The sequence below is a fragment of the Actinocrispum wychmicini genome, from assembly GCF_004345645.1.
GTDB lineage: Bacteria > Actinomycetota > Actinomycetes > Mycobacteriales > Pseudonocardiaceae > Kibdelosporangium > Kibdelosporangium wychmicini.
In genome coordinates, this window is record NZ_SLWS01000019.1 from 90,365 (window position 1) to 111,239 (window position 20,875).

The following is a 20,875-nucleotide window of genomic DNA, read 5'->3' on the forward strand; positions in this document are numbered from 1 at the left end:
GATATGGGTCAGGTGATCGTGATCGTGCCCAACGCCGGGTTCTGCCCCGGCTTGAGCGTGCACGGCACGGTGAAAGCGCCGAGCGCCGTCCCCGTGTCGTTGGCCTTCAACGGGGTCAGCGTGCCGCTGAACCCCGGCCCCGCGGCCGACGCGATCGACCCGGCGACCGGAATCGAGAAGCTCGGCATGGCCAGGGGGAACGTCATGGTCATCGCCGTCCCGGCCGGGGGAACCGGGACCGATGGGACCTTGCTCGGCACACCCAACGTCATTCCGTCCCAGTCGTAGGTGGAGAACACGTCCACCCGCCCGGTCCCGGACACCTTCGCCGCGTTGTTGTTGCGCAACACGGTGGCGAACGCGGGTGGGACAGTCGCGGTCACGGTCAAAGTCGGCTGCACTCGGGTGCCGTGCGCACCGGACGCCGGAACACTGCCTGTCCATGTCGTAGCCACATCCGTCGCGCCGATCTGCGGGAACACACAGCTGTAAGTCAACGGCTTGCTCAACGACCCACCCGGGAACTGGTTACCCAGTCCCGGCTGATTCGCGAGGTTTCCCGCGACCGACACGACCTTCAACGTCCGATCTTGCATCGCCAACGCCATGCACGGAACGTCGATCACGCCGAGCGGGGAAAGCTCGCCGTTGGCCTGTCGCGTCTCCAGCCTGAGGACGATCTCCTGGCCGGTCGTGATCGGCACGCCTCCCTGGTGGTACACGACCATGCTCGGCACCGAGCCGTAGATCTGCAGCAGCATCTCGTTCATGGGCAGGGTCTGCTGGGGAATCACGAATCCGGGCATGCCGAAGGTGGCGACCGCACCGCCGTGCCCGGCGGTGATATCCACTGTGGCCGTGCCGTTGACGGCGGCCACCTGGACCAGGGTCAGGGCGGACACCAGCTGCTTGTCCAACAACGCGACCATGGACAGGTCACCGTTGACGATCCGGGCACCGGCGGCGGCCGAATCGGGGATGTCAAGTGTGTACGCCACAGGCACTTCCCAGCTTCCGAGCACCGGGAAGTCGCACTGGTAGCTGACCGTCTTGTTGACAGTGCTGGCCAATGCCGCGGCCGCGCCGACCACCAACGCGCCGATCGCGAGCGTCACGGCGACAGCGGCGGCCAGGATTCGGCTGGTCATCTCCCCGGGACCGCCTTCCGTTGCTGCTTCTGCTTCTGCGCCACTGCGTTGTTCTTCACCGGCGGATGGTCGAGATCCGCGGCGCACGGGCCCTCGCCGGGGTAGTCCACCACGTCGAAGCAGAAGTTCTGCGAACCGAAATGCAACGAGATGTGGTTTCCGGGCCCACTGAGCAGCCCGGTCAGCAGTGGATCGAGGTCTTCAGTCACCCCGCAGCCGGTGAACTCGGGCAGTGTGAAGTCGGCGTCAACGTCACCGGCGTCGCCCCCATCCTGCGGCGACGATTGCCACTTGTCCGGTTCGGACACCAGGGTGAGGGTGACCGTCGCCTGACAGTTCGGGCCGACGTTCAGGATCGTCCCGGACGCGAGAGGACGGTTCTTGCCGTCCGGACCCGGTACCATCCGCACGATTCCGTTCACGGTCGCCAGGTTCAGCGTCATCCTGGTGGTCGCCGTCGCGTGGAGAATCGGATTGCCTTGGTCGTCGATGATGATATTGCCCCTGGCGAGCTCATCCTGGCTGATGGTGATCGCCGAACCGGTCGGGAGGAAGTTGTACGTGACGAAGTTGGCCGCGGCCTGCGGCCACACCAGGAGGTTGTCCAGACGGCTGCACAACCCGCCGGAGCCGTCGTTCCAGCCCGTGATCCGGGCGTTGATGTACCCGGGCCCGAACTCGGCGACGCCCTGGACCTTGGCGAGCCGCACCTTCCCGGTCAGCTTGTAGTACGCCCAGACCGGGGGTATTTCAGGCGGTATCACGGCGCAGGGGTCGTCGTCCAGGCTCCGCGCCTTGCCGTTGTGTGGGGTCGTCTTCCTGGTCGTGCCCGGCTTCCCGCCTTGGTTCGTGGCCGACAGGTCAGCCGAGGACGTGGTGGTCCGCCTGGACACTCCGGGCGGTGCTTCCGTACCAGCCGGAACCACCGTGACCACACCGAGTTTCGCGTCCTGCCCGTCCTCGATCTCGCAGGTCACCTTGGCCATGTCCTTGGTGACCGGCTCGCCGGTCGCGTTGAGCGGCGTGAGCAGAGTCGACAGGGGCAGGACGCTGTAGGTCGTGTCGCCCGCCTTGGCGGCCTTCGCGTTGGCGGTGATGGTGGCGGGCTGCTCGATCGTCAGGTCGCCGGTGTCCGGCAAGGGTGTCCTGGAAAGGGCCACCGTCGCCTGGATCGTCGGCTTGTCGTCGGCGCTGAGCCCCACGTACACGAGCCCGTTGATCGACGCCGTCCCGTTCTCCCGCAACGCCTTCACCATCGCCTCGGGAATCACGAACTTGACCGTGACCGGACCGATGTCGACCACTTCGCCAACGGTCGCGGTCTTCGGCAGTGTGGTGGTGAAGTCGGTGACGATGACCTGCTTGCCGCCGACCGGGAACTCGCAGTCGTTCTTCAGGCTGACCGTGACCGGCTTCGGCGGTTCCGACCCGCCCGCGGCGGTCGTCGGATCAGCCGAACTGGCCGGGGCGAACGCTGTGGAGACTATGCCGGCCGCCGCGGCGAACACGGCCGTTGCTCGCATACCGGTCCGCACCCGGGGTCGAACACGAAGTCTCACAACTGCTCCAGTGGTCAGGTGATGGTGATCGTGCCCAACGCCGGATCCTGCCCGGCGTCGAGTGTGCAAGGTACGTCGAACGTGCCCAGCGCGGTCGGCGAACCGTCCGCCTTCAACGGGGTGAACGTGCCGCTGATTTCGGGACCAGCCGCCAGTGCGATGGACCCGGCGGCCGGAACTGAAAAACTCGGCACCGCGGGCGAAAGGGCCACAGTCAACGGCCCGGACACGGGTACCGCGACCGCTGGGACCGGGCCGGGAACGCCCAAGGTCAAGGTTTCTCCGTTGTAGGCGGAGACAATGTCCGTCCGGCCGTTACCGGACACACTCGCCGCGCTGTTGTTCCGCAGCACGTCAGCGAACTGAGAAGGGACGGCCATGGAAGCGGTCAGGTTGGGTTGCAGCCTGGTCCCGGTCGCGCCGGACGACGGTACCGTGCCCGCGAGTGTCGCGCTGACACCCAGCGAGCCGGTCTGCGGAAGCACGCAGTGGTACGTCAACGCCTTGCTGAACGACCCACCCGGCACTTGGTTACCGAGGCCGGGAGGGCTGGTGCCGGGACCGTTCACCGGCAGGGTCGCCAAGGTCAGGTCCTGTGGCGGCGTAGTGGCTTTCGGGCTACACGGCACATTGACCACGCCCAGGGCCGTGGGCGTGCCGTCGGCCTTGCGGGTGTCCATCTTGATGATGAACTGGCCGGTCCTGACCAGCACGTCACCCGGGCTATATACCACGAGACTCGGTACCGGGCCGGAGATGTCCAGCGTCGACGGGCCCGACAACGGTATGGTCCGCTTGGCGAGGGCCAGCCCGGGAACGCCCAGGGTGCGAGTCGTTCCGTTGTGGGCGATGTCCAGATCGGCCACAACCGGACCCGATACGGACGCGATCTGGGACGCGCGCAGGAAGCTCACGACGTTCGCGGCGAGAATCCCGGTGATGTGGAGGTCGCCGACAGCTATGCGTGAACCGGGAGCGCCCGAGCCAGGGATGTCCACGGAATACGTCATCTGGACGTCCTGTGCCCCCACAAACGGCCAAGCGCACCGGTAGGTGAACGATCTGGTGACCACACCGGCCGACGCCGGGACCGCCCCGCCCACCAACGCGCAGACGGCCAGCACGCCGGCGGCGAGACGTCTCCAGACAGGTCTCGAACGACCTGAGGTCATCAGCTACTCCAGTCCTTTCTGGTCAGTGGTCAGGTGATGGTGATCGTGCCCAGCGCCGGGTCCTGACCGGTGTTGAGCGTGCAGGTCACGTCGAAGCTGCCCAGCGAGGTGGGCGAACCGTCCGCCTTCAACGGCGTCATCGTGTCCTTCACCTGGGAACCGAGGGCCAGTGCGAACGAACCCGCGGACTGCACCAGGACATTCGGCGTCGCGGGGAACAGCGGCACGGTCATCGTTCCGGACGCCGGGACCGAAGCGGACGGAACCGGGCCGGGAATGCCGAGGGTGAAGACTTCCCCGGCGTTGGCCGCGAGGATGTCCATCGTGCTCTTGCCGGACAACGACGCCGCCGCGTTCGCCTGCAACACGTTGGTGAAAGTGGCCGGAGCGGGCACCGTAAGGGCAACGTTGGGTAGCAACCTCGCGCCGTGCGCGCCCGACGCCGGGATGCTCCCGGTCACCGTTCCCGTGTAGTTCGCCGCGGTGCTGCCCGGGAACGCGCAGTTGTACGTCAGCGTCTTGTTCACGGTCCCGCCCGGCACCTGGGTGCCGAGACTCGGCGGAGTGACGGCGGTGCCGGAGAGCGGAATGGGGACCGTGATCCCTTGCTGTGGCGGCGTTGTGACCTTCACCGTGCACGGGACGTTGAACGCACCCAGCGCGGTCGGCGTGCCGTCCGCCTTGCGGGTGTCCATCCTCAGGGTGATCTGCTGGCCGGTCTTGACCACCACATCGCCTGGGGTGTACGCGATCAGGCCCAGGAACGGGCTGGCGGTGATGTTCACCGGCACCATGCCGGTCGGGTTCACGGGCGTCTGGGCGATTGTCTGCCCCGGCACGCCCAGGGTGAAGGCGGAACTGTTGTGACTGATACCGAGGTCGATCGTTGCGGTGCCGGACAGGGAAGCCGCCTGGACCGCGCGGAGGAAGTTGGAGACGTTCTGGTTCAGCAGCCCGGCGATCTGCACGCCGATCAACATGCGCGTCCCGACCGCACCTGAGCCGGGGACGTCCAGGGAGACCGTCGCGGACATGTCCTGCGCGCCGACCGACGGCCAGGTGCAGCGATAGACGATCGTCGTGGTGACGACACCGGCCGACGCGGGCCCGCCCGCGCCGACCATGACACCGGCGGCCAACCCGGTCACGGCGACCATCGACGCGACCCGTCTGCCCAACCGTCTCAGTACATTTCGCTTCATCGGGTACCTCGTTGCCCTGCTCGGTGTCATGTGATGAAGATCGTGCCCAGCGCCGGGTTCTGGCCGGCCTTGAGCGTGCAGGGCACCTCGAACGCGCCCAACGCGGTCGGGGTGCCGTCCGCCTGCAACGGAATGAACGTGCCGGACAGTTCGGGCCCGGCCGCCAGGGCGACCGAACCGGCCGTCGGCACCGACAAGCTCGGTGTCGCGGGCGACAGCTTCACGGTCACCGGTCCGGACGCTGGAACCGTCGCCGACGCGACCAGACCGGGAACCCCCAAGGTCGTTCCCTCGCCGTGGTTGACCTCGAACACGTCCATCCGTCCGCCGCCGGACATCGTCGCCGCGCCGTTCGACCGCAGGACATTGGTGAACGCGGTCGGAATGGCCAAGGACACCGTCAGGCTGGGTCGCAGCCTGGTGCCGTGCGCACCCGACGACGGAACGGAACCGGTCAGTGTCGCTGTCACGTCCAACGCGCCTGTCTGCGGGAACACACAGTTGTACTTCAACGTCTTGTTCAACGACCCACCAGGCCGCTGGTTACCCAGGCCTGGTTGGGGCGCGCTGTTGCCGGTGACGGTGAACGTCACCGTGAGGTCCTGCGGCGGCGTGGTGACCTTCACCGCGCACGGCACGTCGAACACACCCAGCGGGGACGGCGAACCGTCGGCCCTACGACTGTCCACAGTGGCCGTGAACTTCTGGCCGGCCCTGAGCACCACGTCACCCGGGGTGTACACGGTGAGGCTCGGCATCGGGCCGAACACGGCCAGCGGCATGGAGCCCGACGGCGGCAGGCTCTGTCCGTCGACGGCCAGCCCTGGCACGCCGAGAGTCATGGTGGTGCCGTTGTGGGTGACGTCGACGTCGGCCGTTCCCGTGCCGGCGAAGTTGTCCACCTGGGCCGTGCGAAGGGCGTCGACGACGTTCGCGGGCAGGGTCGCGGTGATGGAAAGGTCGATGGCGTTACGGGAACCGGTGGTCGCCGAGTCGGGGACGCCGACCGAGATCGTGGTGGCGACCTCCTGCTGCCCGACCCCCGGGAACGTACATACCGAGGTGAAGTCCTTGGTCGTGGTGCCGGCCGGCGCCGATGGACCGGCCGGCGCACTGTCCGCCACCGCACCGCTGACCAACGCGCCGGCGACCACGCCGATCGCGGCCACCAGGGTGGCGGCCCGTCGGCCGGAGCGTTTCAGAAGATCTGGCGTCATTGCCGCACCCTCGTCGATGTCTTCTCGCTGGCGGAATTTCTTGAGGCCGGTGTGGCCATCCCTGTGGGAGACGGCCACACCGGCCCGTTTACTCGGTGGGATCAGGTGATGGTGATGGTCCCGATGGCCGGGTCCTGGCCGGGGTTCAACGTGCAGGGCACGTTGAAGGTGCCAAGAGCGGTCGGGTTGCCGTTCGCCAGCAACGGGGTGAACGTGCCGTTCAGCTCAGGACCGGCGGCGAGCTGGATGGCACCAGCGGCCGGAACGGAGAAGCTCGGCACCGCGGGCGAGAGGGTCGCGGACAGGCCACCGGTAGCCGGGACGGCCACCGACGGAACCGGACCGGGAACGCCCAGGGTGAGGTTCGTCCCGCCGTAGGTGGCGAAGACGTCCGCCCGGCCGGAGCCGGACACGGTCGCGGCGTTGTTGTTCCGCAACACGTCAACGACGTTACTGGGAAGGGCCGCGCTCACCGACAGGGTGGGTTGGATCCGGGTGCCGTGCGCGCCGGACGCCGGGATGGTGCCCGTGGCCGTACCGGTGACGCTGACCGCGCCGGTCGTTGGGAAGACGCAGGTGTACGTCAGCGACTTGCTCACGGTCCCGCCAGGCACCTGGGTGCCGAGGCTCGGTGGGGTCGCGTTGGCACCGGTCACCACGATCGTCTTCAACGTCAGGTCCTGCGCCGGCGTGGTGGCCTTCACGTTGCACGGGACGTTGAGGATACCCAGGCTGGTCGGGGTGCCGTCCGCCTTGCGGGTGTCCACTTTGGCGTTGAACTGGGTGCCGGCCTTGATCACGACGTTGCCGGCGGTGTACACGATCATGCTCGGCGTCGGGCCGGAGATGGCCACCGGCATGGTGCCCGACGGCGGCACGGTCTGCGGGGCGATCTTGAAGCCGGGCAGGCCCAGGGTGATGTTGGTGGAGTTCTGGCTGGCGTCCACGTCAGCCGTCGCCGTACCGGAGGTGGTGGCCGTCCCGAACGCGCGCAGCGCGCTGACGATGTTCGCGCTCAGGGTGGCGGTGATGGAGAGGTCGCCGAGCGCGAGCCGCGTGCCCGGAGTACCCGTGTCAGGAAGGTCCACGGCGACCGTCGCCGTGACATCCTGCGCGCCGACCAACGGGAATGTGCACTTATAAGTGAAGACTTTGGAAACGGGGCTGGCCGAGGCCGTCACCGCTCCACCGACAATGAAACCGCCGGCCATCGCGGCCGCTACGGCTAGAGTGGCAATACGTCTCCCAGAAAGTCTTAGTTGGCCTATCTTCATTACCTACCTCCTAGGCTCCCACCGGACAGGGCGGTAAGAACGTGGCTGATGTAGCCCCAGCAATGATTCACTAGGCGGACCTACCAGCGAGTAGGTTACTTCGGTGAGACAGGGGTAACAAGACCTTGCTAAATGTCCGGGCCAGCTGTGCGAAACTTAGCACAGACCTGCGGAAGAACGATCTCGATGTTGTTACGGTGGTGCGCGCTGAACAAGCGTGGAGTATCCGAACGTAACCCGTTCAGCCCAATATTGTCCGGCCGGCACAGAAGCCCGGGGCGAAGTTGTCACGCTGGTGACAGGCGCAACCGCACTACTCCGAATGGCGTTGCCCAACCGTGACGGCGTCCGGTGAGCCGTTGACAGCAAAGGTTCCGTCAAAATATAGTTCGAACGTTATAACTCTTGGGCGATATCAACGACGATAAGACAGGTTTCTGTTGCCGCTCAAAAGGAAGAGGCCGTGACCGAGCCGGGGACCCGCCGCACGCCGAGCACTGCCGTGCACACCGGGACGCGACTCGACGGGTTACTCCCGCCGCCGCGCAAGCACGTGTCGTCGACCAGGATCTGGTCGACCCTGCCGCGTGAGCTGGCCAGCCTGTTCCGGCCGCGCGCGGCCGAGGTCGCGGTCGCCGTGGTGCACGAGATCCGCAGGTCGATCCCGGAATACGCGCGGCTGCTCGACGGTCCGTTCGGCCAGGTCGTGACCGGCGGTGTCGAGCAGGCGGTGACCCAGTTCATCGACCGGCTCGCCGACCCGACCGCCCCGCGCGAGGACCGCGCGAAGGTGTTCCGGCACCTCGGCCGGCTCGAAGTCGCGCAGGGCCGCAGCGTGGACACGCTGCAGAGCGCGTACCGGATCGGTGCTCGCGTGGCGTGGCGCAGGATCGCCGAGTTCGGCCAGGCGGTGAACCTGCCCGTGGTCACGATCTGTCAGCTCGCCGAAGCGGTGTTCGACTACATCGACGAGATCTCGGTGCTGTCGCTGGAGGGATACGCGGCCGCGCAGGCCAGGGCGGCCGGCGCACTGGAACGGCGGCGCCGCCGGCTGCTGGAGATGATCCTGGCCGAGCCGCCCGCGTCCCCGCAGACCCTGGCCGACCTGGCGATCACCGCCTCGTGGCCGGTGCCGGAGTACGTGGTCGCGGTCGCCCTGGAGCACCGCAACTCCGAGTACGAGATGCCGACGTTCGACGACGGCGTGCTGGAGGACCTTGAGGCCGCCGAACCGTGCCTGGTGCTCGACGCGTCCAGCCAACACATGCGCACCCTGCATGAACAGCTGCCCGGCTGGCGGGTCGCGGTGGGCCCGCGGGTTCGGCTCACCGAAGCGCGGACATCTCTGCGGTTGGCCAGGCAAACACTCACCCTCGTGCGGCGTGGCCTGGTCGACGACACTCCAATTGTCTGGACCAATGAGCATCTCGCCACACTGTGGCTGCTCACTGACGAATTCTTGGCGCGGGAACTGGCCGAGCGGACCCTCAGCCCGTTCGCCGACCTGACCGTCAAACAGCGCGCTCGGCTCGGCGAGACACTGCTCGCGTGGCTGGAAACGAGCGGTAGCGCACCGGAGATAGCGGGCCGGTTGAAGGTCCACCCGCAGACGGTTCGCTATCGTCTGCATCAGTTGGAAGCTTTGTTCGGTGACCGCCTGAATGACCCGGATGACCGTTTCCACATGGAGATCTCACTGCGCGCGATGCATTTCCTGGACAACGCGGAGTAAATGGTGGTGAGTGGCCGGCTTGGCCGACCACTCACCCGGTTCAGGAATTGTCAGTGTGGCCAGCGAACCGCGTGCGACTTTCCGGACACAAACGACACACCGACGATTTCCCCGCCGGCGTTGACGCCCTGCGCGCGGCTGTCGACACTGCCCGACAAGGTGCCGAGGTCGGTGATGGTGCCGTCGGTGTTCCACCGCACCGCGTGCCGGTACGACCCCAGGTACGGGCCGTCGTACCCGACGATCGCGCCGCTGTCGTTGATCCCGTTGGCCCGGCCCGACCCACCGCCCGCGAGCGACGGAAGCTGCTGGATGACACCGCCGACGGTCCACCGCACCGCGCGTTCGGCGTCGGTCGGGTACGAGAACCCGACCACCACCCCGGCGTCGTTGATCCCTTCGGTCCAGCTGTTGGAGTCGCCGGACAACGTGCCGAGGTCGGTGAAACCGCCGTTCGCCCAGCGGGCCGCATGCTGGTTGCTGGGCGAGGAAATCGCGGCCCACCCCGCGACGACATCGTGGTTGTTGATGTGGTCCCCCTGGGCGGAACCACTGCCGGACAACGGCAGCTTGGTGATCGTGCCGTCGATTTCCCACCGCACCGGGAAACTCCCGGAGTTGCCGACCACAACACCCGCGTCGTTGATTCCCCTGGCCATCCCCGTCGTAGTCCCGGGCAACAAGGGCAGCACAGTCATCGTGCCATCGGGAGCCCAGCGCACCGGTTGGTACACCAGGACGTAAGGCGGATACGGCGGAGCGGCCGGCCGCGAGGAATAGCCGACAACCACCCCACCGGCATTGACTCCACTGGCAGAACTGGACGTGTCCCCAGCGGGGACGCCCAGATCCGTGATGGTCCCGCCGGTACTCCACCTGACGGCTCGCCTGCGGGTGCCGTTGGTGGACGAACCCACGATGACACCGCCGTCGTTGATCGCGACGGCGGAACTGTCCGTGTCACCGGGCAGCATCCCCAGGTCGACGATCGTGGGCCCGGCGGCGGCCGTCGCCGGGACCCCGGCGGCGAGCAGCGCGCCGCCGATCACGGCTGCCAGTCGTACGCCTAGTGGCTCGTCTACCAAGGTTGCTGGGTTTATTCGGCGGATCCAGGTTTCCGCTGGGCGTGCGGCCGGACCGGGCTCGTACCGGGCGTACTCGCCCGGTTCGGCCGTGCGGTCAGCGGGAAGCTGGGCCGTCGAGAAACCCGGCGAACCTTGGTAGACGAGCCACTAGCTTCATCGCTCCATCTCCTTTGGTACCAGGATGATCGCGGATCCCGTACGCCTGTGTGCGGGTCAGTTCGTGATCGGGATGGTCGCGAGCAGGTTGTCCTGGCCCGGATTCTGGGTGCAGGGCACCAGCACGTTCTGGCCGAGCGCGGTCAGCGAGCCGTCCTCCTTACGGAAGGTGAGCCGCTCGTTGAGTTCACGGCCCGCGGCGATGGACACCGATCCGGGCTGCCACAAAGCGAGCGCCGGCATGTCGGCCGTCATCGTGAATCGCATCACCGAACCGGGCTGCTGCGGCACAGGCACCTTGGGAATTGTGACGCTGGGTCCGCTGACAGTCAGACCCAGACCGTTCATCACCACATCTATGTCAGCCACACCGAAACCCTCCATTGTCTTCGCCTGGAAGGAACGGAACGCCGCCACGAGATTGGAATTCACCGTCACATCCAGAGTGAAGTTCGTCGGCCGGAATTTCTCCCGTACCCCGGCGGTGTCCGGGAAGGTGATGTTGACCGTCTTGGTGATGTTCTGCGGACCGACAAGGGGAACCGTGCATTTGTAGATCAGCGATTTGGTCACCCCGATGTTCACCCCGGCACCTTTGGCGGCCGCGGCGGCGGTGATCTGGGTGGTGGCCAGCGACGGGTCCTGGCCCGTCGCGAGTGCGCACGACACCGGCACCGTGCCGAGGTCGGTCGGCGTGCCGTCGGCCAGTCTCGGCGTCAGCGCCAGGTCGAGGCCGGACCCGACGCCCAGCGCCAGGCTGCCGGCCTGCCGGGCGGTCAACGCGGGCAACTCGGTGGCCAGGGCCACGGTCACCGGACCGGTGGCCGGCAGGTCGGCTTGGGGGATCGGCGACCCCGGCGAGGTGACCGTCATCCCCGCGGTGTTGAGCGTGAGGTCGTAGTCCAGCTTCCCGCCGCCGTCCACCGACACCGCGCTGTGCTGGCGGAACACGTCCGTCACGCTCGCACTCAGTTCAAGCCCGATCGAGAAACCGGTGTAGCGGATCTTCTCGCCGGCCTTCACTGAATCGGGGAACGTTATCCCGAACGTCCCGCGCAAAGATTGACCGGGCAAATTCGGAACCGTACACGTATAGTTCAGCGTCTTGCTCACGGACACGTTGGTTGGCACACCGGCGGCCGGTCCGCCAGATACGCCGACCATCAGCGCGACCGCCAGAGGAACCGCGCCCGAAAACACATGGGATCTGTTTTTCCACGAAGTCCAAGGCATCATGCATCGCCTTTCCGCGCGTCTATTGCCCCAGAACGAACAAAGGGCAGGTTACTGACGCGTAGCGATGTTCGACTCCACCGATCGGCGGATTCCCCCGAACACCCGAGGTGATCCGCTCACCCAGTGGCGGCTGCCGCCAGGTGGCCCACCGCGGCCGCCAGCTGGCTGTCGGACAGGTACGGCGCGGGACCGAGGCGCAGGAACTCGCCCCGACTGTCGGTCAGGACTCCGCGCTGGGCCAGGAATGCCTGCAACCGTCCAGCGTCCGGCGTTCGCAGCGACAGGAAGCCGCCGAACTCCTCGCGTGGCGCCTGATCGCGAACGATCCCGGATATGCCGGCCGCGTCGACCGCGTCCGCGAGCAAAGCGTTCTGGCGCAACGAGATGCCTCGGAGAACGGCCGGGGTGAGGCCTTGTTCGACGAAGAAGTCGAAGACCCGTGCGGCGCGGTAGTGGCTTGTCGGGTCATAGGTCGCGCCGGCGTATCGGACCGCGCCGTGGCCGTAACCCACTGTTCCTGGTTTGTGGTCGGCGGCCAGGTCGGTGAACTCCGCGTACCAGCCCGTGATCACCGGGCGGAACCTGTCCGCGTGCGGTGGGACGCGCAGGAAGCAGTTTCCTTCGCCCAGTTGGAGATACTTGTAGCCGCCGCCGACCACCCAGCTGTTCGGGATGTCCTTTGTGGAGAACGGGGCGACGCCGAGCGCGTGGTAGGCGTCCACCAGCAGCTCAACCTCGCGCTCGGCGCATACTTGGGCGAGATGGTCGAGGCCGGGGACGATCCGCGAGGTCTCGAACAGCACTGCCGAGACCAGGACCGCGCACGTTTGGTCGTCGATCTCGGCGGCCAGCCGTTCGGCCAGGGTGTCCGCGGGCAGGGCGGGTACCCGGACCACTTCGACGCCTTCTTCGTCGAGACGGGCGAGTTGGCGGCGCAGGGTGTGGAACTCACCGTCCGAGGTGACCAGGCGCGGCCGCCGGGGAAGGTCCACACTGGACAGGAAGCGCAGGACCAGTTCGTGGGTGTTCCCGCCGAGCGCCAGTTCGGCGCCGGGCTCGTCCAGGAAGAGGCGGAAGCCGTCGCGGACCCGGTCGGCTTTGGCGAACGCCCGGTTCCACTTGGCGTCCACGTCCCTGGCCGCGTCCTCGAACGCCTCGATCTGGCCGGCCAGGGCGACATCCGGCCACGCCTGATGGGAGTGCCCGGACAGCAGCAGCCGTTCGGTGACCTTGAACTTGGCGTAGTGCGGCGCGAGCCGCGCGGACTGGTCGCTCACAGCTCGCTCCTGACCGCCCAGAGGTCCGGGAAGATCGGCGTGAACAATGTGGACCGCAGGTACTTCGCGCCGGCCGAGCCGCCGGTCCCGGTCTTGTCCCCAATGGTCCGCTCGACCATCTTCACATGCCGGTACCGCCACTCCTGCAGACCCTCGTCCAGGTCGACCAGGCGCTCGCAGATCTGCGCGGCACCGGCGTCGTCCCGGTACACCTTCAGCAGGACCTTCTGCAGCTCGGGCGAAGGCTCCAACGGCAGCGACAGGTCCCGATGCAGCCGGTCGTGCGGCACGGCGTAGTCATGCGCGGCGAGATAGCCCAGGAACGAGTCGAAAATGGACGGACGGGACATCGCCGCGCCGATCCGGTCCCGGTGCGGCCCTTCGGGATAGTGCTTGACCACCCGCGCGTCGCGCCGGCCCAGCACGGCTTCGACCTCACGGAACTGCGCCGACTGGAAGCCGCTGGACGCGTCGAGGCGTTCCCGGAAGCTGGTGAACTGACGCGGGGTCATCGTCTCCAGCACGTCGATCTGGGCCACCACCACCTTGAGGATGGTCAGCGACCGCTTCAGGGTGTGCAGGGCGTGCGCGGTCTCACCGTTGGTGAGCATCCGTTGCAGCCGGGCGAACTCGTGCAGCAACTGCTTGAACCACAGCTCGTACACCTGGTGGATGACGATGAACAGCATCTCGTCATGCTCGGTGGACCGTGGATGCTGGGCGTCGAGCACGTCGTCCAGCGCCAGGTACTTGCTGTACGTCAGGGCTGCGTTGTCGGTCACGGCTGCATCACCTCGTTGAAACGGCGCATCGCCGCTGGGGCCAGCGCGGTGTAGAGATCATGGAACAACCGCACGGCGTCCGCGCGGTGAACAGGTGGCGGGACCAGCCCGGCGGGCAGTTCCGGGTCCAGGAACGGGAACTGCCGGAACGTGTGGGTGAGGCGGGTGCGCAGCACGAGTGCCTGCCGGTCGGTCACGGTGGCCGGGTCGTGGCCGCCGAACTCGTCGACGAACGCCTCATACCGGCCGCTCAGCTGGTCCAGGTCCCAGACCCGGCCGACGAACGCGGTGAAGTCCAGCGACGCCGCCGGGTGGCCGAGCAGCAGGCCGGCGTGCTCTTGGACGCCGTGTTCCGCGAGCAGGGCCGTGACCTCGTGTTCCCGGTCGTGCGGGGCGATCCACGTGCCGTCCTGCACTGGGCCGAACCCGAGAAACCGCAGCCGGCGGACGAGCCGGGTGCGCGCCACCTTCTGGTCCTCCGGGATGGCGTGCCACAGAACCGTCCACTGTGGAGTATCGACCGCGGTGGTGCCGAGCGTGAAGATCCGCCGGTCGCCTTCCTCGAACACGGCCGCGCTGCGGGACGTGACCGTGTAGTGCACCAGCCGGCCGTCCTTGACCCGGGCGAGCAGCTCGCGCCGGACCAGCCGGGTGAGCGCGACGCGGGCGGCGCCGGCCGAGAACCCGAACTCGGCCAGCAGGTCGACCAGGCCGCCGGACCACACCTGCCGGTCGCGGGGCCGTAGGTGCGCGCCAAGCAGCGTCATCACCAGGTCCTGCGGCGCCTCGGGCATGCCCGGAGCATAGTTGACTCATCACCGGGGTCAACCGTAATGTTTCATAGGTGCTCTACTTCGCCGAGCTGACGTCACCGCAGGTGGCGGCGCTGCTGGCCGGACCACGCCGACCGGTGCTGCTGCTTCCCGTCGGCGCGATCGAGCCGCACGGACCACACGCGCCCCTCGGCACCGACCCGCTCATCTCCGCGGGTGTCTGCGAGCGCGTCGCCCAACGACTGAAAGACCACCCGACGCTGCGCGCGTTGGTCCTGCCGCCACTCCCCTACGGCGTCACGCGGTATGCCGGGGCGTTCCCCGGAGCTGTGCACGTCAGTGAGGAGACGCTGTACGCGATCGTCACGGACGTGTGCACCTCGTTGATCAACCAGGGTTTCGTGGACATCATCGTGGTGAACAACCACTTCGAGCCTGAGCACGTGGCCACGCTGCGACGCGCGACGAACGCGGTGAACGTCGGCTACCTGGACCTGGTCCGGCGGAAGAACGCGGCCCGGTTGACCGAGGAGTTCCAGACCGGGTCGTGCCACGCCGGCCAGTACGAGACGTCACTGGTGCTGGCGGACCGGCCGGACCTGGTCGACCAGGACCAGATGGCCGCACTCGCGCCGGTCACCGTGGACATGCCGGCCGCGATGGCCGCCGGACGCACGGACTTCGTCGCCATGGGCATGCCCGACGCGTACTGTGGCTCGCCGGCGGCCGCGACCGCCGAGGAAGGCCGGCGGACCTTCGACACCTTGACCGACATGGTGCTGGAGCTGATGGCGTGATGCGGTACGAGGACGTCCCGGCGAGCTTCAACATCGCGTCCTACTTCGTCGACCGCAATGACCCCGGCCGGACCGCGCTGATCACCGGCGACGGCCCGGTGACGTACGGCGACCTGGCCACCCGCGTCAACCAGGCGGGCAACGCGTTGCTGGAACTCGGTGTGCGGCAAGGCGACCGGGTGCTCATCGCGATGAGTGACGGCCTGGACTTCGTGGTCGCCTGGTACGCGGCGCAGAAGATCGGCGCGGTGACCGCCGAGGTGTACACGTTCCTGCCGGTCAAGGACTACCGGTACTTCGTGGAGTACGTGTCGCCCAAGGTGGTGCTCGCCGACCGGACGACCGCGGCCAAGCTCATCGAGGCCGGCGCGCCGAACCTGATCGTGGGCCTGGACACCGACCGGCAGCCGAGCGCACTCGCCGCGGCGCCGACCTCCCGCGACGACGTGGCCATCTGGAAGTTCACCACCGGCAGCACCGGCGCGCCCAAGGCGTGTGTCCTGGCCGCCCGCAGTCCGCTGCTGAGCTTCGACTGGTACGCGCGCGGCGTCCTGGACATCCGGCCGGACGACGTCGTCCTGCCCGTGCCCAAACTGTTCTTCGGCTACGCCAGGGACATGACCGCGTTGTTCCCGTTCGGGGTCGGCGGCGCCGGGATCGTGTTCCCGGAACGCACCACAGCGGACCGGATCTTCGAGCTGATCGCCGAGCACCGGCCGACGATCCTGGTGAACGTGCCCACCATGATGGGCGCGATGGTGTCCCACCCGGACGCGGCCAGGCAGGACCTGAGCTCGCTGCGCCTGTGCACGTCGGCCGGTGAGGCGCTGCCCGCCGAGCTGCACCGGCGGTGGATGGACACGTTCGGGGTGGAGGTCCTCGACGGCATCGGGTCGTCCGAGGCGTACCACATCTACCTGTCGAACCGGCCGGGTGACGCCCGGCGCGGCAGCCTCGGCCAGGTCGTCCCCGGATACCGGGCGCAGGTCGTGGACCTCGACGGCCGGCCGGTGCCCGACGGCGAGGTCGGCCGGCTGGAGATCACGGGCGAGACGGTCGCGCTGGAGTACTTCCAGGCGCCGGAGAAGACCGCGGCGACGTTCCCTCGGCCGCACACCGTCCGGTCGGGCGACCTCGTCACCCGTGACCAGGACGGCTTCTTCTACTACCAGGGCCGCGCCGACGACCTGCTGAAAGTCGGCGGCGTGTGGGTGGCGCCGGCGGAGATCGAGAACTGCCTGATGGCGCATCCGGCCGTGACGGAGTGCGCGGTGGTCGGCTACCAGGAGAACGGGCTCGTCAAACCGCGGGCTTTCGTGGTGTCTTCCGACGTCACAGCCGCGGAACTGCAGGATTTCGTCAAGAAGCGGCTGTCACCGCACAAATATCCCCGGGACGTCCAGTTCGTCCCCGAGCTGCCGAAGACCGCGTCCGGCAAGCTGGACCGCAGAGCGCTACGAGGAGACTCACCTTGACTTTCCGGGCATCGGCCGCGTTCACCGAGAAGTGGGACCACTTCGACTTCGAGGTCGCCGACGGCGTCGCCACCGTGACCCTGAACCGGCCGGAGAAGCTCAACGCGTTGACGTTCGATTCGTACGCCGACCTGCGGGACCTGCTGGCCGAGCTGCCGCACCGGGGCGACGCCCGCGTCCTGGTCATCAGCGGGCAGGGCCGCGGCTTCTGCTCCGGCGGCGACGTCGAGGAGATCATCGGCGAGCTGCGCAAGATGGCCCCGGCGCAGCTGCTGGAGTTCACCCGGATGACCGGCGCGGTGGTGAAGGCGCTCCGCGAGTGCCCGCTGCCGGTGATCGCCGCGGTGAACGGGATCGCCGCCGGCGCCGGCTCGGTGATCGCCCTGGCCAGCGACTTCCGGCTGCTCGCCCGGAACGCGGCGTTCGCGTTCCTGTTCACCAAGGTCGGGCTGGCCGGCGCGGACATGGGCTCGGCGTACCTGCTGCCCCGGCTGGTCGGCCTCGGCCGGGCCACCGAGCTGCTGATCCTCGGCGACAAGGTGGACTCGGCCACCGCCGAACGCATCGGCCTGGCCACCCGGGTCGTGGACGACCTGGCAGGCGAGGCGGCCGCGCTGGCCCGTCGCCTGGCCGACGGCCCCGCGCTGGCGTACTCCACGACCAAGGTCCTGCTCACCCGGGAACTGGACATGGACCTGGGCTCGGCCATCGAACTGGAGGCGATCACGCAGGCGTTGCTGATGAAGAGCGACGACCACGCCGAGTTCTACGCGGCCTGGGCGGCCGGCCGCGCCCCCCTCTGGACCGGGCGCTGACTCTGCCGATCCCGCCCCACTAGTGGTTGCGACCGGAGGTTCGTTGGGGGTATTCGGCGGATCCAGGTTTCCAGCCGAGGTTGATCAGCACAGCCGTGCCGGACGAAGGGGCTTGTACCGGGTTGTACCAGTGCCTTTGGCCGGTGCGGCCAGCGGGAAGCTGGGCCGTCGAGACCCCCGACGAACTTCCGGTCGTGACCACTAAGCTGGTGTGGACGGTGCTTTCGGCGAGCGGAAAGAGCGAGGGATGACTGCGGAGCCCACATTCTCCATGGACGTGACCAACTCCTCGTTCTTCAGCCACCTGCAGGCGCACGCCCCCGAGCTGCTGCCCTGGAACAGGCGTATCGAGCACCCCCTGGACAACGTCCCACACGGCACGACCGTGCTCGCCGTGGCGCACGCGGACGGCGTGCTGTTGGCCGGCGACCGGCGGGCCACCGCGGGCAACCTGATCGCCCAGCGGGACCTGGACAAGGTCTACCCGGCGGACGACCACTCCGGGATCGCCTTCGCCGGGACCGTCGGCCTGGCGGTCGAGATGGTGAAGCTGTTCCAGGTCGAACTGGAGCAGTACGACCGGATCGAAGGTGTTCAACTGTCCATCGAGGGCAAGGTGAACAGGCTCGGCGCCATGATCCGCGCCAACCTGGCCGCGGCCGAGCAGGGCATGGCCGTGATCCCGCTGTTCGCCGGCTGGGACCAGCGGCGGAACACCGGCCGGATCTTCAGCACGGACATCACCGGCCACGTCACCGAGGACAAGGACTACGAATCGGTCGGCTCGGGCTCCTACTTCGCCAAAGGCGCGTTGAAGAAGCTCTGGCGTCCCGGCCTGACCGAGGCCGGAGCCGCCCGGATCTGCGTGGAAGCCCTGTACGACGCGGCCGACGACGACAGCGCCACCGGCGGCCCGGACCTGGTCCGCCGCCTCTTCCCGCTGCTGGCCACGGTGACCGCCGACGGCTACCGCCAGTTCACCAACGAGGAATCAGGCGCGATCGCCGAAGCGGTCATCGCCGACCGGTCCCGCTGAGGGCAGGATTCGGGCGGCGGCCACGGTCACGTTGCCGATGCTGGTTTTCGGGGCGGCCAGTTCGGCCCGGCCGCCCAGTTCCCGGGCGGTCAGCAGCGCGGCGGCCTCGGCGACGCTCGGCGTCCCGACCTCTTCCGCCACCGTCACCGACGGGTTCGGCACCGCCACGGCAGCCAGTTCCGCCGCGGTCCGAAGGGCGAGCGGGGGTACGCAGCCGTCTCGTTCGCTGTGCCAGAAGGACCAGTCCTCCAACGCCGACTGGATGCCCTGCTCGCCGGCCTTCGCGTCCACGGTGGCGAACGACCGGACCGCACGCGGATCCAGGGAGTGCTCGGATTCCAGCAGTCCCAACGCTTCGGTGACCGCTGACGCCGGCACACCGCGGCTGGCGCCGACTCCGACGACCAGTGTTCGCGGGATGAGTCGCAGCACGTTCCCGCGCGGGCGCACAGTGGGCACCCTGTCGTCGATCACGACCGTCCACTCGGTCTCGTAGTTGTCCGGCTGGAGGTTTCCGGGCAGGTCGGGCAAGGGCAGGCCCAACGGGTTCAGCAGGCGCACCGGGTCGCCGCTGACCACGGCCGCTCCGCACGCCGTGAGGTCGCCGTCGACCGCGGCCTCAAGGGCCTCCACCAGTTCGTCCACAGGGGACGCTCCGATGAAGTCCGAAGTGGACACCGCGACGCAGTCCGGCAGCACGTCGGCGATCTGGTACGCGACCGGGTTCCCCGCGGCCGTCAAGGCCACCGCGTACCCGTCGTGCACGCACACCACACCGGGGTCGGTGTACCGGCCTTCGATCAGGGGCGCGACCAACCGGATCGCCGCCCCCGCTCCCATGAAGAACACCGCGGTGCCCAGCTCCGGCCACATCCGGACCAGCGTGGGCCGCAGTGGCCGGCCCACCACCACGGCGTCGGTGCCCAGCCCGACGGCGACCTCGCCCGCGACCCGTTCGGCCGCGGCCGTCGCCGCGAACAGCCCGATCACCGCTCGCCCCACACCACGGTCACCGGATCCACCGCCGCCAACCGGGTACCGCCGTCCGGCAGTTCCGCCAGCCGCGCCGCCGACAACTGGCAGCCCGACACCGTGTAGCCCGCCGACGCGAGCGCCGACCGGGTCGCGGCGACCCGGTCGATGGACGGCAGGGCGACCACGATTCGCGAGGCTTCGACCGACACACAGGCCCTGAGGACGGCTTCACCGCCGCCACCGACGAACACCGCGTCGGGTTTCGGCAAGGTGCTGATCGCGGCCAGCAACTCGGCTTCCACCACCCGAACGTCCACATTGTACTGACTGGCGTTGGCCATGATCCGCAAGCACTGCATGGGATCCCGTTCCACCGCGAGCACCGCCGACCCCAGCCGCGCGCACTCGACCGCGACCGCGCCCGACCCAGCGCCGACATCCCACACCAGGGTGCCCGGTCCGGGTGCCAGCCGAGGCAACGCGAGCGCCCGAACCTCGGCGGTCGTCACCAGGCCGTCGCGATGCGAGAAGTCGTCCTCGCTGAACGCCCAGCCGCCGGACAGTGGTCGCGCACCGGCGATCCACCCGCTCGACGGAACCACGTCCGCCTCCGCCAGGCACAGCACCAGGGTCGGTTCGGGCCACTTCCGGCCGGCCGCCGCCACAGTGTCCATAGTGGACGCGCCGTCGTCGGTCAGCACCACGAGCGACCGGCGCCATCCGCCGAGCCCCACCGCCAGTTCGGCCGGGTTGACCCCGAGCACCGCGACGGCGGACTGGGCCCGGCACACGTTCAGCGCCCGTTTGAGATCCGTGCCGTCCACCACCGTGACGTCGTCCGACGGCCGCCCGATCGCCGCGACCAGCCGCTGCAACGCGGACACCGCGGGCAGGACGGTCAACCGGACACCTTTCTCCCGCAAGGTCCGAACCACCCCGAAGAACCCGGGGTCGCCGTCCGCCAACACCACGGCACGCGTCGCCGCCTGCAGGTCTGCCGCTGCCACACCGTCCACATCGAGCGTGCGCACACCGTCGGGAGCGTGGTCAGCGAGGTGCCGTTGGGCTCCTACGACCAGGTCCGCTGCATTCACGGTGTCGGCACCGCCAGGTGGGAGGGTCTTGCCGTCGACCCCGATCACAGTCACGGTCACAGCCATACCC

18 protein-coding genes are annotated in these 20,875 nt (G+C 68.2%); 5 read left to right on the forward strand and 13 right to left on the reverse strand.

Features of this window, described 5'->3' with window-relative positions:
• Positions 1-8: 8 nt before the first annotated feature.
• The 6 genes from EV192_RS50460 to EV192_RS50485 form a co-directional block, all read right to left on the reverse strand.
• The gene (locus tag EV192_RS50460; protein ID WP_132125956.1) at positions 9-1,148 is read right to left on the reverse strand and encodes a DUF6801 domain-containing protein; all 1,140 of its coding nucleotides are present in this window, start codon (positions 1,146-1,148) and stop codon (positions 9-11) included.
• On the reverse strand, positions 1,145-2,671 hold the full coding sequence (locus EV192_RS50465) for a DUF6801 domain-containing protein (protein ID WP_132125957.1): 1,527 nt from the start codon (positions 2,669-2,671) through the stop codon (positions 1,145-1,147). Before EV192_RS50465 ends, EV192_RS50460 begins: the two co-directional genes overlap by 4 nt.
• Positions 2,672-2,721: 50 nt before the next feature.
• Complete coding sequence (locus EV192_RS50470) at positions 2,722-3,879, reverse strand: DUF6801 domain-containing protein (RefSeq protein ID WP_132125958.1); 1,158 nt, start codon at positions 3,877-3,879, stop codon at positions 2,722-2,724.
• A 29-nt stretch (positions 3,880-3,908) separates the two neighbouring features.
• Positions 3,909-5,081, reverse strand: a complete 1,173-nt coding sequence (locus EV192_RS50475; RefSeq protein ID WP_132125959.1) for a DUF6801 domain-containing protein — start codon at positions 5,079-5,081, stop codon at positions 3,909-3,911.
• A gap of 26 nt (positions 5,082-5,107) precedes the next feature.
• A complete protein-coding gene (locus EV192_RS50480; protein WP_132125960.1) occupies positions 5,108-6,298 on the reverse strand; it encodes a DUF6801 domain-containing protein in 1,191 nt (396 codons plus the stop codon).
• Between the two features lie 101 nt (positions 6,299-6,399).
• Complete coding sequence (locus EV192_RS50485; protein ID WP_341771002.1) at positions 6,400-7,572, reverse strand: DUF6801 domain-containing protein; 1,173 nt, start codon at positions 7,570-7,572, stop codon at positions 6,400-6,402.
• Positions 7,573-8,035: 463 nt separating this feature from the next.
• Here EV192_RS50485 and EV192_RS50490 point away from each other — a divergent pair, with 463 nt between their 5' ends.
• The gene (locus tag EV192_RS50490; protein ID WP_341771003.1) at positions 8,036-9,304 is read left to right on the forward strand and encodes a PucR-like N-terminal domain-containing protein; all 1,269 of its coding nucleotides are present in this window, start codon (positions 8,036-8,038) and stop codon (positions 9,302-9,304) included.
• 50 nt (positions 9,305-9,354) lie between these two features.
• Here the strand turns inward: EV192_RS50490 and EV192_RS50495 are convergent, their stop codons facing one another.
• The 5 genes from EV192_RS50495 to EV192_RS50515 form a co-directional block, all read right to left on the reverse strand.
• A complete protein-coding gene (locus EV192_RS50495) occupies positions 9,355-10,353 on the reverse strand; it encodes a hypothetical protein (protein ID WP_132125962.1) in 999 nt (332 codons plus the stop codon).
• A gap of 249 nt (positions 10,354-10,602) precedes the next feature.
• Positions 10,603-11,781, reverse strand: coding sequence for a DUF6801 domain-containing protein (locus EV192_RS50500; protein WP_341771004.1), 1,179 nt, complete (start codon positions 11,779-11,781; stop codon positions 10,603-10,605).
• Between the two features lie 116 nt (positions 11,782-11,897).
• Entirely contained in the window at positions 11,898-13,058 is a 1,161-nt protein-coding gene (locus EV192_RS50505; RefSeq protein WP_132125964.1) for a PLP-dependent aminotransferase family protein, read from the reverse strand.
• Positions 13,055-13,840, reverse strand: coding sequence for a tryptophan 2,3-dioxygenase (locus EV192_RS50510; RefSeq protein ID WP_243727598.1), 786 nt, complete (start codon positions 13,838-13,840; stop codon positions 13,055-13,057). Before EV192_RS50510 ends, EV192_RS50505 begins: the two co-directional genes overlap by 4 nt.
• Positions 13,837-14,634, reverse strand: a complete 798-nt coding sequence (locus EV192_RS50515) for a PaaX family transcriptional regulator (RefSeq protein WP_243727599.1) — start codon at positions 14,632-14,634, stop codon at positions 13,837-13,839. Before EV192_RS50515 ends, EV192_RS50510 begins: the two co-directional genes overlap by 4 nt.
• Positions 14,635-14,684: 50 nt before the next feature.
• Between EV192_RS50515 and EV192_RS50520 the strand changes: the two genes are divergently transcribed.
• The 4 genes from EV192_RS50520 (at position 14,685) to prcB (ending at position 18,736) form a co-directional block, all read left to right on the forward strand.
• Complete coding sequence (locus EV192_RS50520) at positions 14,685-15,410, forward strand: creatininase family protein (RefSeq protein WP_132125965.1); 726 nt, start codon at positions 14,685-14,687, stop codon at positions 15,408-15,410.
• A complete protein-coding gene (locus EV192_RS50525; RefSeq protein WP_132126022.1) occupies positions 15,410-16,885 on the forward strand; it encodes a benzoate-CoA ligase family protein in 1,476 nt (491 codons plus the stop codon). The genes EV192_RS50520 and EV192_RS50525 overlap by 1 nt, the downstream gene beginning before the upstream one ends.
• Complete coding sequence (locus EV192_RS50530) at positions 16,882-17,700, forward strand: enoyl-CoA hydratase family protein (RefSeq protein WP_132125966.1); 819 nt, start codon at positions 16,882-16,884, stop codon at positions 17,698-17,700. The genes EV192_RS50525 and EV192_RS50530 overlap by 4 nt, the downstream gene beginning before the upstream one ends.
• 247 nt (positions 17,701-17,947) lie before the next feature.
• Positions 17,948-18,736, forward strand: coding sequence for a proteasome subunit beta (gene prcB, locus EV192_RS50535; RefSeq protein WP_132125967.1), 789 nt, complete (start codon positions 17,948-17,950; stop codon positions 18,734-18,736).
• On the opposite strand, the gene EV192_RS50540 is transcribed toward prcB, so the two are convergent.
• Both EV192_RS50540 and EV192_RS50545 read right to left on the reverse strand, forming a co-directional pair.
• Complete coding sequence (locus EV192_RS50540; protein ID WP_165961019.1) at positions 18,692-19,726, reverse strand: cobalamin biosynthesis protein; 1,035 nt, start codon at positions 19,724-19,726, stop codon at positions 18,692-18,694. The two genes, prcB and EV192_RS50540, sit on opposite strands and share 45 nt — an antisense overlap.
• Positions 19,723-20,871, reverse strand: a complete 1,149-nt coding sequence (locus EV192_RS50545) for a bifunctional cobalt-precorrin-7 (C(5))-methyltransferase/cobalt-precorrin-6B (C(15))-methyltransferase (protein ID WP_424923453.1) — start codon at positions 20,869-20,871, stop codon at positions 19,723-19,725. Before EV192_RS50545 ends, EV192_RS50540 begins: the two co-directional genes overlap by 4 nt.
• Between the last annotated feature and the right edge of the window lie 4 nt (positions 20,872-20,875).

What these genes read in the sequence shown, in the direction of transcription:
- EV192_RS50460 (WP_132125956.1), bottom strand. Translation starts at nt 1,148, where the DNA reads ATGACCAGCCGAATCCTGGCCGCCGCTGTCGCCGTGACGCTCGCGATC.
- EV192_RS50465 (WP_132125957.1), bottom strand. Translation starts at nt 2,671, where the DNA reads ATGCGAGCAACGGCCGTGTTCGCCGCGGCGGCCGGCATAGTCTCCACA.
- EV192_RS50470 (WP_132125958.1), bottom strand. Translation starts at nt 3,879, where the DNA reads ATGACCTCAGGTCGTTCGAGACCTGTCTGGAGACGTCTCGCCGCCGGC.
- EV192_RS50475 (WP_132125959.1), bottom strand. Translation starts at nt 5,081, where the DNA reads ATGAAGCGAAATGTACTGAGACGGTTGGGCAGACGGGTCGCGTCGATG.
- EV192_RS50480 (WP_132125960.1), bottom strand. Translation starts at nt 6,298, where the DNA reads ATGACGCCAGATCTTCTGAAACGCTCCGGCCGACGGGCCGCCACCCTG.
- EV192_RS50485 (WP_341771002.1), bottom strand. Translation starts at nt 7,572, where the DNA reads ATGAAGATAGGCCAACTAAGACTTTCTGGGAGACGTATTGCCACTCTA.
- EV192_RS50500 (WP_341771004.1), bottom strand. Translation starts at nt 11,781, where the DNA reads ATGATGCCTTGGACTTCGTGGAAAAACAGATCCCATGTGTTTTCGGGC.
- EV192_RS50515 (WP_243727599.1), bottom strand. Translation starts at nt 14,634, where the DNA reads ATGCCCGAGGCGCCGCAGGACCTGGTGATGACGCTGCTTGGCGCGCAC.
- EV192_RS50525 (WP_132126022.1), top strand. Translation starts at nt 15,410, where the DNA reads ATGCGGTACGAGGACGTCCCGGCGAGCTTCAACATCGCGTCCTACTTC.
- prcB (WP_132125967.1), top strand. Translation starts at nt 17,948, where the DNA reads ATGACTGCGGAGCCCACATTCTCCATGGACGTGACCAACTCCTCGTTC.
- EV192_RS50545 (WP_424923453.1), bottom strand. Translation starts at nt 20,871, where the DNA reads ATGGCTGTGACCGTGACTGTGATCGGGGTCGACGGCAAGACCCTCCCA.